Annotated in this window: 12 protein-coding genes; 7 read left to right on the forward strand and 5 right to left on the reverse strand. The window is 74.1% G+C overall.

The window, feature by feature from the left end:
- The 4 genes from ONA70_RS29840 to ONA70_RS29855 all read right to left on the reverse strand — a co-directional run.
- Positions 1-306: STAS domain-containing protein (locus ONA70_RS29840; protein WP_406601268.1), on the reverse strand; the 306-nt coding region annotated here is incomplete at its 3' end.
- A 95-nt stretch (positions 307-401) separates the two neighbouring features.
- Entirely contained in the window at positions 402-866 is a 465-nt protein-coding gene (locus ONA70_RS29845; RefSeq protein WP_406601269.1) for a DUF4383 domain-containing protein, read from the reverse strand.
- Between the two features lie 110 nt (positions 867-976).
- Complete coding sequence (locus tag ONA70_RS29850; RefSeq protein ID WP_265009829.1) at positions 977-2,131, reverse strand: glycosyltransferase; 1,155 nt, start codon at positions 2,129-2,131, stop codon at positions 977-979.
- Between the two features lie 124 nt (positions 2,132-2,255).
- Positions 2,256-3,179: a glucosyl-3-phosphoglycerate synthase gene (locus ONA70_RS29855; protein ID WP_406601270.1), complete on the reverse strand. Its 924-nt coding sequence runs from the start codon at positions 3,177-3,179 to the stop codon at positions 2,256-2,258.
- 274 nt (positions 3,180-3,453) lie between these two features.
- Between ONA70_RS29855 and ONA70_RS29860 the strand changes: the two genes are divergently transcribed.
- From ONA70_RS29860 to ONA70_RS29885, 6 genes are all read left to right on the forward strand, one after another.
- The gene (locus ONA70_RS29860) at positions 3,454-4,488 is read left to right on the forward strand and encodes a Gfo/Idh/MocA family protein (protein ID WP_265009830.1); all 1,035 of its coding nucleotides are present in this window, start codon (positions 3,454-3,456) and stop codon (positions 4,486-4,488) included.
- Positions 4,481-5,569: a zinc-dependent alcohol dehydrogenase gene (locus ONA70_RS29865; protein ID WP_265009831.1), complete on the forward strand. Its 1,089-nt coding sequence runs from the start codon at positions 4,481-4,483 to the stop codon at positions 5,567-5,569. The genes ONA70_RS29860 and ONA70_RS29865 overlap by 8 nt, the downstream gene beginning before the upstream one ends.
- 110 nt (positions 5,570-5,679) lie before the next feature.
- Positions 5,680-7,974 carry an accessory Sec system translocase SecA2 gene (gene secA2, locus ONA70_RS29870; protein ID WP_265009832.1) on the forward strand — a complete coding sequence of 765 codons (2,295 nt, stop codon included), beginning with the start codon at positions 5,680-5,682 and terminating at the stop codon, positions 7,972-7,974.
- Positions 7,975-8,157: 183 nt separating this feature from the next.
- The gene (locus ONA70_RS29875; protein ID WP_265009833.1) at positions 8,158-8,898 is read left to right on the forward strand and encodes a GAF and ANTAR domain-containing protein; all 741 of its coding nucleotides are present in this window, start codon (positions 8,158-8,160) and stop codon (positions 8,896-8,898) included.
- Positions 8,899-8,974: 76 nt separating this feature from the next.
- Entirely contained in the window at positions 8,975-9,472 is a 498-nt protein-coding gene (locus ONA70_RS29880) for a DUF2231 domain-containing protein (RefSeq protein ID WP_265009834.1), read from the forward strand.
- Positions 9,473-9,532: 60 nt separating this feature from the next.
- Positions 9,533-10,282 carry a class I SAM-dependent methyltransferase gene (locus ONA70_RS29885; RefSeq protein WP_265009835.1) on the forward strand — a complete coding sequence of 250 codons (750 nt, stop codon included), beginning with the start codon at positions 9,533-9,535 and terminating at the stop codon, positions 10,280-10,282.
- Between the two features lie 17 nt (positions 10,283-10,299).
- On the opposite strand, the gene ONA70_RS29890 is transcribed toward ONA70_RS29885, so the two are convergent.
- A complete protein-coding gene (locus ONA70_RS29890) occupies positions 10,300-11,223 on the reverse strand; it encodes a DUF3500 domain-containing protein (protein WP_406601271.1) in 924 nt (307 codons plus the stop codon).
- A gap of 149 nt (positions 11,224-11,372) precedes the next feature.
- Here ONA70_RS29890 and ONA70_RS29895 point away from each other — a divergent pair, with 149 nt between their 5' ends.
- The gene (locus ONA70_RS29895) at positions 11,373-11,750 is read left to right on the forward strand and encodes a cupin domain-containing protein (protein ID WP_265009837.1); all 378 of its coding nucleotides are present in this window, start codon (positions 11,373-11,375) and stop codon (positions 11,748-11,750) included.
- The last annotated feature ends 37 nt before the right edge of the window (positions 11,751-11,787 follow it).

The raw sequence follows: 11,787 nt of genomic DNA on the forward strand, positions 1-11,787 counted from the left end.
CATCACGCGGCAGGCCGTGGACTCGGCGAGCCAGGCGGCCGTCTCCGCCGGCGGGGAGCAGAGCACCATCGGCACCGCCGGCCAGTCGGCGGCGCACCGGGCGGCGGCCGCGAAGACGGACAGCGCCAACAGGTCCGTCACGTCGAGCTTCTCCAGGTCGACCACGAGTGCGTCCGGCTGAGCGGCCAGGCACTGCGCCAGCACGCCGTCCACGGACCGCATGGTGCCCAGGTCCAGCGCGCCAGCGAGCCGTACCACGGTGACCGGCGCATCGTCGCGGACCTCGCACCTGATCCGGGTCGACATCCAGGTCCCCTCGTCTCCGTCACGGCCGTGAGACGTGAGAGGTACCCCTGATCCGGGCAGGTGAAACGGGACGCGCCGACAACCCGAGGGCCTGGTCAGCGGCGGATCGGGTCCCGGGTGGTGGCCAGGCCGAGCGCGATCATGCCGAGCCCGAGCCCGAAGTGCAGCCAGCTGTCGGCGAGGTTGACCGGAATGAAGTTGGCCGCGCTGCCGCGGTTGATCACCAGGCCGTAGAGCCAGAGCACCAGATAGATCGCCCCGCCGCCGACCAGAAAGGCCTGGGCGCCGGAGACCGTGCGGGACATCGCCAGCCCGGCCACCCCGAAGGCCAGGTGCACGAGGTTGTGCAGCACCGAGACCTGGAACGTGCCGAACAGCTTGGCCTCCGACTGGTGCCCGGCCCAGTACAGATCGCTGTAGCTGCTGGTGATGCCGGGGATGAAGCCCAGCACGCCGACCACCAGGAAGATCACCCCGACGGTCGCGGCGCCCCGGCGTACCGGGGCGCGGCCGTCGGACGGGTTGCGCCGCGCACGGGAGTGCGCCATCCCGTTCGTCATGCCGATCTCCTCGCCTGGCAGGGACCGGAGGGCATTCCCGGGGCCATCGGCGGCAAACGCTCCGCCGGCCCCGGCCGCACCCCGGCGGCCGGGCCGGCGGACGGTACGGCTCAGGCGGCCTGCAACGGTCGGCCGGCGAGCTGCCGGACCCGCTCGTACAGCTCGACGTACCGCCGCGCCATCAGCGCCGGGGTGAACCGGGCGGCCGCCTCCCGCCGGCACTCGTCCGGGTCGAGCAGGCCGGCGGCCAGCACCAGGTCACCCAGCTCCTCCTCGTCGGTGGTGAGCAGGCCGGTGCGGCCGTGCTCGATCAGCTCCGGCAGGCAGCCCCGGGCGACGGCCACCACCGGCGTGCCGAGCGCGAGCGACTCGACCACCGCGGTGCCGCCCGGCTCCTCCCAGCGCAGCGGGAACAGCGCGGCCCGGGCCCCGGCGAGCAGGTCGTCCCGCTCCTGCCCGGCGACCGTGCCGACCCAGCGGACCAGGTCGCCGTCGACGTACGGGGCGACCTGGTCGTAGAAGAACCGGACGTCCGGGTTCTGCCGGGCCTCGTCGCCGGCCGCGGCCAGGTCCGCCGGCCGGTGGTACGGGCCGACCGGGCCGGCGAGCACCAGCGGGAAGCCGACCCGCTGCGCGAGCCGGGCCCCGAGATCCTGCCCCTTGCCCGGGTTGATCCGGCCCAGGACGAGCAGGTAGTCGTCCTTCTCCGCGGCCCGCCGGCGGTCCGCGCCGACCGCGAGGGGAGTGGACAGGTGCACGTGCCCCACCGAGTGCTCCCGCAGGGCCTGGGGCGCGCGGGCCAGCTGTGCCGCAGAGACGCCGTTGACCCGGACCCGCTCCCCGCCGTTCAGGTTGCCGTACAGCTCAGGGTGCTTGGCCAGGTCCCAGTGCAGGGTGTGCAGCGCGGGCGGGCCGTCCGGCCCCATCGCGGCCATGGTGGCCAGGCCGACCGCCTCGACGTGGTCGTGCACCAGGTCGATGTCGTCGCGGGTGTGCAACTCGCGGACCACGCCGTTGAGGTGTGCCTGGGAGATCCCGCAGACCTGGTTGTAGGGGCGCTGGAGGGCGTGGAACTGCCCGTCGGGGAAGACCGAGATCTTCTCGTCGACCGGCAGCGTGCTGGTCTCCACCGAGGCGAGCACCACCCGTACGCCGAGCTTGCGCAGCTCCGGCACGAGGGTGGCCACCACGTTCTCGATGCCGCCGTAGCCGGGCGGTGGGACGGACAACCACGGACCCGCGTTCATCAGGACGGTGAGACTCATCGTGCCGTGTTCCTTCCCTCGGCGGCGCCCCCGTCGGCTCTCCGCGTGCCAGCGACCGGCCCCGCGGACCGGCCGTCACCCGCCGGTCCGGTGGACCGGCCCCCGCCGCCGCGCCCCGGTGGCCTCACGCCGCGACCCGGCGTCGGGGCAGCCGATGGCGCAGCTGCGCCAGGGGCGGGCGCTCCTCGATCGACACGTCGCTGACCACGATCTCCCGCTCGAGGTTGGGCAGAGCGTCCGAACCGCCGCGCCGGAACTGGGTCAGCAGCGCGGTCGGTGCGCTGCCCGGCACCGCCCAGCCCTGCCGCTGCAACCGGGACCAGGCGGTGAGCATGATCTGCGCGGACATCCGCCCGAGGGCGGCGGTGTCCTGGTGCCGGTGCTTGCGCTCGCCGAGGTCCACCTGGGCCAGCGCGTCGAGCCCGAGCAGTTCCAGCAGGTCGATGAGCATGGCGGTCTCCACCCCGTACCCGGAGACGAACGGCACCTGCTCCAGCACCTCGCGGCGGCCCGCGTACTCGCCGGCGAGCGGCTGGACGAACCCGGCCAGCTCCGGCCAGAACAGGTTCAGCAGCGGCCGGGCCACCAGCTCGGTCACCCGGCCGCCGCCGTCGGCCTCCACGCTGGTCGTGCGTACGAGCGGCCGATGGTAGAAGCCCTTGACGAAGGCGACCGACGGGTCGGTCAGCAGCGGGCCGACCAGCCCGGTGACGAAGTGCGGGCGGAACTCGTGCAGGTCGGCGTCGACGAACGCGACCAGGTCGCCCTCGGCGGCCGCCAGCCCGGCCCAGAGCGCGTCGCCCTTGCCGGTGAGCCGGGGCAGCCCGCGGGTCATCGCGTCCTGGCTGACCACCTCGGCGCCGGCCGCCCGGGCCACCTGGGCGGTCCGGTCGGTGGAGCGCGAGTCCACCACGATCAGCTCGTCGACCAGTGGGACCCGGTCCATCAGATGCTCGCGGATCGTCGACACGATCGCGCCGACGGTGGCCTCCTCGTTGTGGGCCGGCAGCACCACGCTGACCCGGCTGGAGCCCTTGTCCCGCAGCAGCCGCCGTACCGGCCAGTCGTCGGCCGCCGTCGTCCGGTACGTGGCCCAGGCCTCCACCACTGGTGACACGATCGATTCAGTTTCCCGCACGGGCACACCCCCAGGTCGTGGCGGAAACGCGGGCTCCTGGATTTCCCGGTGCGCGGCCCGCGCTAACCGGATCATGCCTAACAGCCTGATCACCACCAGCGCACCCGCCGGTGAACGTTTGATTGCGCGGCCACCCGGGGAGAGCTGACAGTAGTTTCGGGAGTCGCGGCGAGAGGGTCGAGGGATGCGCACGTGCCGGGTGGGGCTGGTAGGGGCCGGCGGGGTGGCGCAGCGCCACGCCCGGGTGCTGACCGGGTTCGAGGACGTGGAACTGCTCGGGGTGACCGATGTCGCCCCGGACGCGGCAGCGGCCCTCGCGGGGGCGTACGGGGCGCGGACCTTCCGGGACGTGGACGCGCTGCTCGCCGCCGGCCCGGACGCCGTGTACGTGTGCGTACCGCCGTTCGCCCACGGGCCGGCCGAGGAGGCGGTGATCGCCGCCGGCGTACCGCTGTTCGTGGAGAAGCCGGTGGCCGTGGACCTGGAGACCGCCGAGCGGATCGGCGCGCTGGTGGAGCAGCGCGGCCTGCTCACCGGGGTCGGGCACCACTGGCGGTACCTGCACATCGTCGAGGAGGCCCGGCAACTGCTGGTTGGCCGCCCGGTTCGGATGGTCAACGGGGCCTGGCTGGACAAGGTTCCGCCGGTGGCCTGGTGGGCCCGGCGCGACCGGTCCGGCGGCCCGGTGGTCGAGCAGGCCGCGCACGTGCTTGACCTGGTCCGGCTGCTGGTCGGGGAGGCGACCGAGGTGACCGCGTACGGCGACGGCAGCCCGCCACCCGTGGCCGGCGCCGACATCGACTCGGTCACCGCGGCCACGCTGCGCTTCTCCTCCGGCGCGGTGGGCACCCTCGCCGCCGCCTGCGTGCTCACCTGGCAGCACCGGGCCGGTCTGGAGATCGTCGCCGACGGGCTGGCCCTCTGGCTGGCCGAGGACGGCCTGACCATTCGCGACGCCGACGGCGAGCGGCACCTGCCGGCCGATCCGGACGGCGCCCGGGTCGCCGTCGACCGCGCCTTCGTCGACGCGGTCCGGGGGATCGGCGACGACGTCCGGGCCCCGTACGCCGAGGCGCTGCGCACCCAGCGGCTCGCCCTGGCGGTGGCCGAATCGGCGCGGATCGGGCACAGCGTGGCGCTGCCCACCGGACCGGCCGCCCGGCTCACCCCGGCCGTGGCCGACGCCGTGCCGCCCGAGGGGGTGACCGTCGATGCGTGACCGGGTGGTGGTGGTCAGCGGGCCGGGCCGGGTCGAGCTGGTCGAGCAGGACGCGGGCGAGCTGCGCGACGGCGCCTTCCGGGTGGAGACGCTCTACAGCGGGGTCTCCGCCGGCACCGAGCTGAGCTACGTCAAGGGCACCAACCCGTACCTCGACCTCACCTGGAACGCCGACCTCGGCCTGTTCCAACCCGGCGGAGCCAGCACCCCCTACCCGGTGACCCGGCTCGGATACATGCAGGTCGGCCGGGTGGTGGAGAGCCGGACCCCGGCGGTCGCCGTTGGCGCGGTCGGGGCGATGACCTACGGGCACCGCAGCGGCTACCTCGCCGACCCGCTCGCCGAGCGGTTCGTCGCCCTCCCCGGCGACCTCGACCCGATGCTCGGCGTCTACGTCGCGCACATGGGCCCGATCTGCGCCAACGGGCTGCTGCACGCCGCCGCCGACCTGTACGGCACCGACGTGCGCTCGCTCGGCGACGGTGTCCGCGGCCGCCGGGTGGCGGTGGTCGGCAGCGGGGTCGTCGCCCTGCTCACCGCCCTTCTCGCCCGCCGGCACGGCGCGGCCTCGGTGGTGGTCCTCGACCCCACGCCGGCCCGCCGGCAGGTGGCCGAGGCGCTCGGCCTGGAGACCCTGGACCCGGAGGCGGACGACCCGGCGGTGGTGCTGAAGACCCGGTGGCAGCACGCCGCCGGCGACCGCGGCGCCGACGTGGTCTTCCAGTGCCGCGGCCAGGCCTGGGCGCTGCGGCTCGCGCTGCGCCTGCTGCGCCCCCAGGGCAGCGTCATCGACCTGGCCTTCTACCAGTCCGGCGCGGACGCCGTCCGGTTCGGTGAGGAGTTCCACCACAACGGGCTGTCGCTGCGGTGCGCCCAGATCGGCCGGGTGCCGCGTGGGCTGGCCCACGCCTGGGACCGGGAGCGGCTCTCGGCGGAGACCATCGAGCTGATGCGCCAGTACGGCGAGGAGATCCGCAAGCACCTCGTCACGGCGGTGGTGCCCCTGGACGAGGCCCCGACCGTACTGACCGACCTGGCCGAGCGCCGCCGGTCCGAGCTCCAGGTGGTGCTCACCGGCTGACCGGACAGACCGGCGTTGAGCTGCGGAAACGCGCACGAAACCGGACACCGTGCGAACCCTGCGCCAGTCGGGGGTCACAATCGGCTCAGGTTCGCGTACCGTTGCCGCTCATGGGTGTGTCGCAACGGTTGAAGAGCAGGTTCCGGCGGTTCCTCCAGCGCCCGGGGACGACGGTCGACCTGGCGCCGCTGGAGAAGCTGCTGCCGGCCATCGAGGCCCGCGAGGCGGAGCTGGAGAAGCTCTCCGACGCCGAGCTGACCGAGGCCGCCGGGCAGGCCGAGGGGTACGAGGAGATCTGCGCGATCGGCCGCGAGGCGGCCCGCCGCGGCCTCGACCAGCGACCGTACGACGTCCAGCTGCTCGGCGCGATGGCGCTGCTCTCCGGCAAGGTCGCCGAGATGGCCACCGGTGAGGGCAAGACCCTCACCGCGACCGTCGCCGCGTACGGGCACGTCCGGCTGGGCAACGGCCCGGTGCACGTGCTCACCGTCAACGACTACCTGGCCCGCCGCGACGCCGAGTGGATGGGCCCGGTCTACGCCCTGCTCGGGCTCACCGTCGGCTGGGTCAACGAGGCCTCCACCCCGGAGGAGCGCAAGGCCGCGTACGCCTGCGACGTCACCTACGTGTCGGTCAGCGAGGCCGGCTTCGACTTCCTCCGGGACCAGCTCGTCACCGACCTCGCCGACCGGGTGCAGCCGGCGCTGAAGACCGCGATCGTGGACGAGGCCGACTCGATCCTGATCGACGAGGCCCGGGTGCCGATGGTGCTCGCCGGCGCGGTCCCCGGCGAGCAGGATCCGGTGCACGCCGCCGCCGCGCTGGTCCGCGGCCTGCGCAAGGGGAAGCACTACGCCGTCGCCGAGGACGGCCGCAGCGTCGCCTTCACCTCGACCGGCCTGGCCACCGTCGAGGCCAAGCTCGGCGGCATCGACCTGTACGACGAGGAGCACGTCGGGCAGCTCTCCGCGGTGAACGTGGCGCTGCACGCGCACGCCCTGCTGCACCGGGACGTGGACTACATCGTCCGGGACAACTCGGTCGAGCTGATCGACGAGATGCGTGGCCGGGTGGCCCAGCGCCGCCGCTGGCCGGACGGGCTGCAGGCCGCGGTCGAGGCCAAGGAGGGCCTGGACGCCACCGCCGAGGGCGAGGTGCTGGGCACCATCACCGTCCAGGCGTACATCGCGCTCTACCCGACGGTCTGCGGGATGACCGCCACCGCGGTGCTCGTCGGCGACCAGCTCCGCGAGTTCTTCGGCCTCGAGGTGGCGGTGATCCCGCCGAACACCCCGTGCGTCCGGGAGGACGAGCCGGACCGGATCTACGCCACCCGGGCCGAGAAGGAGGAGGCGCTGATCGACGAGATCAAGCGCTGCCACGAGGCCGGCCGGCCGGTGCTGGTCGGCACCCTGGACGTGAAGGAGTCCGAGGGCCTCGCCGCCGGGCTGCACGCGGCCGGGGTGACCTGCGTGGTCCTCAACGCCAAGAACGACGACGAGGAGGCGGCGATCATCGCCGAGGCCGGCGCGTACGGCGCGGTGACCGTCTCCACCCAGATGGCCGGCCGGGGTGTCGACATCCGCCTCGGCGGCAGCGACCAGAGCGACCAGGAGCGGGTGGCCGAGCTGGGCGGCCTGTACGTGATCGGCAGCGGCCGGCACGACAGCCGCCGCGTCGACGACCAGCTGCGCGGCCGGGCCGGCCGGCAGGGCGACCCGGGCGGCTCCGTCTTCTTCGTCAGCCTGGAGGACGACCTGGTCGTCCGGCACGCCGGCGACACCGTCCCGGCGTCGCCGCGGATGAACGCCGACGGGCTGGTCACCGACCCGCAGGTCGACTACGCGGTGGAGCACGCCCAGCGGGTCGCCGAGGGCGTCAACCACGAGATCCACCGCAACACCTGGCGGTACAGCCAGGTGATCGAGCAGCAGCGCAAGGCGCTCGCCGAGCGGCGGGAGCGGCTGCTGACCAGCGACATCGCCGCGCTGATGCTGCTGGAACGGGTGCCCGACAAGGCCGGCGAGATGGACGAGGACCTGCTCGCCGAGGTGGCCCGCAAAATCGCCCTCTACCACCTGGACCGGCTCTGGGCCGAGCACCTGGCCGAGCTCTCCGAGGTGCGCGAGGGCGTACACCTGCGGGCGCTGGGCCGGCTCGACCCGCTGGACGAGTTCCACCGCAGCGCCGTCCCGGCGTTCAACACGCTGATCCCCGAGATCGAGACGCGGACCATCGGCACCTTCGAGGAGACGGAGTTCGCCGACGGGTGGGAGCCCGACGCGGCGAAGCTGGTCCGGCCGAGCGCCACCTGGACGTACCTGGTGCACGACAACCCGTTCGGCTCGGAGCTGGACCGGCTGATCGCCTCGGTGGGGCGGCGGCTCATCTCCGGGTCGCGCTGACCCTCGCGAGGGGTCCCGTCCGGTGCGGTCACGCGCCGGAAGGGACCCCTTTGCGCGGTTTGGGAGCTGGTTTGCGAGGGTAGTAGGCCGGGGCTTCGAGTCAGGGAGAGAAGAGCGGATGCGACAGGCAATGGCGCCGAACGGGGACACCGCGTACGCGGAGGTGGCGGGGGCTGCGGCCCGGTGAACCTCGACACGCGGGAACCCATGATCGATACGTTCGGGGTGCTGGAGACCGCCGCTCTGCTGCGCGAACTGACCGCCGGCCTGATCGCGGTCACCGACTTCGACGAGGCGCTGCGGCGGCTGGTCCGGATCGCCCGGGACGCCGTACCCGAGGTGGACAGCTGCGGTTTCACCGCGCTGCGGGCCGGCGAGCCGGCCGGTGCCACCGCCTCCGACCCGGACCGGGCCGAGCTGGACGACCCCCGGCACGGCCCGGACACCCCGGCGCTGACCGCTGTCCGGCGACGCGACATGATCACCGCCCACGACCTCGACCACGAGTCGCGCTGGCCGGTCTGGGTCGGGCGGGCCCGGGCGCTGGGCGTGCACGGCGTGATCTCCGCGCCGGTCGACGTCGACGAGCAGGTGATCGGCGCGATCAACCTGTACGCGGCGGCCACGGACGTGCTCACCACCCGCCACCAGCTCACCGCGATGCTCCTCGCCGAGCACGCCGGGCTGCTCCTGGCGGCGGTCCGGGACCGGGAGCGGCAGGCGGCCCAGGCCGACCAGCTCGATTCGGCGCTGCTGGAGGAGGGAGTCGTCGGGCATGCCGTCGGTGTGATCATGACGCAGCGCGGCTGCCCGGCGCCGGAGGCGCTGGAGGTGCTCCGCAGCGCCGCCTCCTCGTTGGACATACCGCTGCGCGAGGTCGCGGAGCGGCTGGTGCTCACCGTTTCCCGGCCTCGGGACAACTGAGCGACATTCGTTTCGCCCCGATGGGCCTCGGGTAGCACCCTGGACTGGTGAGCTGTTCCAAGCCGGGGAGGTACCGATGGAGAGCCGACTGCGGGTGCAGGGGCACCCCATCCAACCGATGCTGGTGACGTTCCCGTTCGGACTCTTCGTCAGCGCGGCCGTCTTCGACCTGGCCGACGTCGCCGGTGGCCCGGCGTTCCTCGGTGAGGTGGGTTACTGGACGGCCGTCGCCGCCCTGGTCGCCGCCGGGCTGGCCACGGTCGCGGGCATGATCGACCTGTGGGACGTGCGCGCCGGCGGGTTCCGGCGTACCGCCGTCGAGTTCAACCTGGCCAACGCCGCCATGGCGGCGCTGTTCCTGCTCAGCTGCCTGATGCGGGCGCACGCGCCGCAGCGCGGGGCGGCCGGGGTCGAGCTGGCCGTCGAGCTGCTCGCGCTGGCGGTCGGCTCGGTCGGGGTGTGGCTGGGCGCCCGCCTGATGCGCCAGTTCGACCGGGGCCGCGCCGCCGCCCCGAACGAGGCGCTCGGTGACCTCCCCGCCTCCACCGTGGAGATCATCCGCCCGCGCGTCTGAGCTCCTGCGCCAGCGGAAATCGTGTTGCCGGCCTCGGCCGTCGCGGGCAGGCTCGGCGGGATGAGCGACTTCGAGGACCTGCTCGCCGAGGGGGCCGCGGCGCCGGTGGAGGGCTGGGACTTCGCCTGGCTCGACGGGCGGGCCAGCGAGGAGCGGCCGCCGTGGGGCTATGCCCGCCTGCTGGCCGCCCGGATGGCCGACGTGGACGCCGCGCTGGACATCGACACCGGCGGGGGAGAGGTGCTCGCCGGGATTCCCCAGCCGCCGCCGCTGCTGGTCGCCACCGAGGCCTGGCCGCCGAACGTCGCCGTCGCCCGGCGTACGCTCCGCAGGGTCGGCGCGACCGTCGTGCAGGTGGCGGAACAGTCGCCGCTGCCGTTCCGGGACGGCGCGTTCGACCTGGTGGTGAGCCGACACCCGGTGCGGACCTGGTGGGACGAGATCGCCCGGGTGCTGCGCCCGGGCGGCAGCTACCTGTCACAGCAGATCGGCCCCGGCACGATGCGGGAGCTGAGCGAGGCCGTCCTCGGCCCGCTCCCGCCGCCGGCCGCGCGCCATCCCGAACAGGCCGTGGCCGCCGCCGAGGCCGCCGGACTGACCGTGGTCGACCTGCGTACGGCCACCCTGCGGGCGGTCTTCCAGGACATCGGTGCGGTGGTGTGGTTCCTGCGCAAGGTGATCTGGACGGTCCCCGACTTCACCGTCGACCGGTACCGCCCCGAACTGCGCCGCCTGCACGACCGCATCCGATCCGAGGGCCCCTTCGTCGCCCACGCCCGGCGCTTCCTCATCGACGCCCGCCGCCCCTGACCCGGCTCGACGCGGGGTCAGTGAGCAGTGGCGTGGTGGGCGGCGAGGACGTCGCCGCCGAAGTCGCTGACCGGGCGGCGCAGCACGGTGTGCGCGTGGTTGCCGTCGTCGGTGGTGTTGTCGTACTCGATCAGCAGGTCGTCACCCTGGATGCGGTAGTAGTGCCGCTGGCCCGGGCGGGTCGGGCCGGCCCAGGCGAAGTGCAGTTCCCCTCCGTCGAGCCGGCCCGCCTCGCGGGCCGCCAGCTCGGGCGGGAGCCGGTCCAGGTAGAGCGCGACGAGCTGGTCGAGCAGCGCCCGACCGGTCGGGGTGAGCCGGTCCCGGGGTACGCCGAGCGGGTCGAGCCGGCCCGGCGCGGCGGCCCGGGTGGCGCTGATGATGTCGGCCGGCGCCTCCTCGGCGACGATCGCGGCGGCCCGCCCCGCCGGCCCGAGCGCGTCGAGCAGTTCCCGGGCCAGGTCCTCCTCCGGCCCGAGCGGGCGGGAGACGGGCCGGCCGGCGTGCCGGACGGTCGCCGGGTTGGCGCCGAGGAAGATCGGGGCGGGGGAGACCTGGTCGTCCACCACGGTCATGCTCACCGACAGGTGGTGCCCCTCGAACCGCCACCCCCACCGGTCGTCGCGCGCTGGGTCGCCGAAGACCGCCACCCAGTAGTCGCCGCTGTGCCGGCCGCGCCGCCACCCCTCCGCCCGGTCGAGCACCTCCTCCAACGTGACCACCGCCATCGCCTGCGCGTACGCGGCCGGGCTGAGCGCGGTGGCGAGCAATCGGTGGGCGGCCTTGCGCGCGGTGACGTCCAGGTCGGCGAGGCTGACCCCGGGCCGGGGTCGGGGGCGGTACTCCAGCCAGCGCCGGGCGGCGTCGTCGTCGAAGTCGTGCCGGGCCCGCTGTCGGGACGGCTCGTCGAGCGCCGCCAGCAACGCGCCGGCCGCCGTCCGCATCTGCTCAGGTACGGGATCCTCCACCGCCCTTGTATACCGCCCGCGTGCCCGCCGCGGCGCCCACCCGCCGGCCTTTCCCGCGGGTGACCGTTGGTGGCATCCCCGGTGGTTCCGCCTGGTAGCTTGCCGAGCCGGCACGGGAGGCGTGGATGGACGATCGGGTGTACGTCGGCAAGGCGGCCGTGGACGGTGCGGTTGACGCCGGCTGGCTGCTCGGCCACTTCAAGCCGTACGGGGACGTTCGGCACAGCACCGAGGTCGAGGTGAAGTGGGGCGTGCACCCGCCCGGGGAGGCCCGGTCCCGCTGGGCGACGGGAGAGCGGCGTACCGCCCTGCTGGTGCTGATCAGCGGCGCGTTCCGGGTGGAGTTGCCGGACCGCACGGTGGTGCTGCGGGAGACCGGCGACTACGTGGTGTGGGGCCGGGGCGTGGACCACTCCTGGTACGCCGAACGCGAGTCGGTCGTGCTGACCGTGCGCTGGCCGTCGTTACCGGGCTGGAAGGCGGAGACGCCGGTCCTGCGCTGACGGGCCGACCCTCCGGCGCCGTCCCAGCATTCGGTAT

The sequence above is a fragment of the Micromonospora yasonensis genome (assembly GCF_026013475.1).
Lineage (GTDB): Bacteria > Actinomycetota > Actinomycetes > Mycobacteriales > Micromonosporaceae > Micromonospora > Micromonospora yasonensis.

What these genes read in the sequence shown, in the direction of transcription:
- ONA70_RS29895 (WP_265009837.1), top strand. Translation starts at nt 11,373, where the DNA reads ATGGACGATCGGGTGTACGTCGGCAAGGCGGCCGTGGACGGTGCGGTT.
- ONA70_RS29890 (WP_406601271.1), bottom strand. Translation starts at nt 11,223, where the DNA reads ATGCGGACGGCGGCCGGCGCGTTGCTGGCGGCGCTCGACGAGCCGTCC.
- ONA70_RS29845 (WP_406601269.1), bottom strand. Translation starts at nt 866, where the DNA reads ATGACGAACGGGATGGCGCACTCCCGTGCGCGGCGCAACCCGTCCGAC.
- ONA70_RS29850 (WP_265009829.1), bottom strand. Translation starts at nt 2,131, where the DNA reads ATGAGTCTCACCGTCCTGATGAACGCGGGTCCGTGGTTGTCCGTCCCA.
- ONA70_RS29860 (WP_265009830.1), top strand. Translation starts at nt 3,454, where the DNA reads ATGCGCACGTGCCGGGTGGGGCTGGTAGGGGCCGGCGGGGTGGCGCAG.
- secA2 (WP_265009832.1), top strand. Translation starts at nt 5,680, where the DNA reads ATGGGTGTGTCGCAACGGTTGAAGAGCAGGTTCCGGCGGTTCCTCCAG.
- ONA70_RS29865 (WP_265009831.1), top strand. Translation starts at nt 4,481, where the DNA reads ATGCGTGACCGGGTGGTGGTGGTCAGCGGGCCGGGCCGGGTCGAGCTG.
- ONA70_RS29880 (WP_265009834.1), top strand. Translation starts at nt 8,975, where the DNA reads ATGGAGAGCCGACTGCGGGTGCAGGGGCACCCCATCCAACCGATGCTG.
- ONA70_RS29885 (WP_265009835.1), top strand. Translation starts at nt 9,533, where the DNA reads ATGAGCGACTTCGAGGACCTGCTCGCCGAGGGGGCCGCGGCGCCGGTG.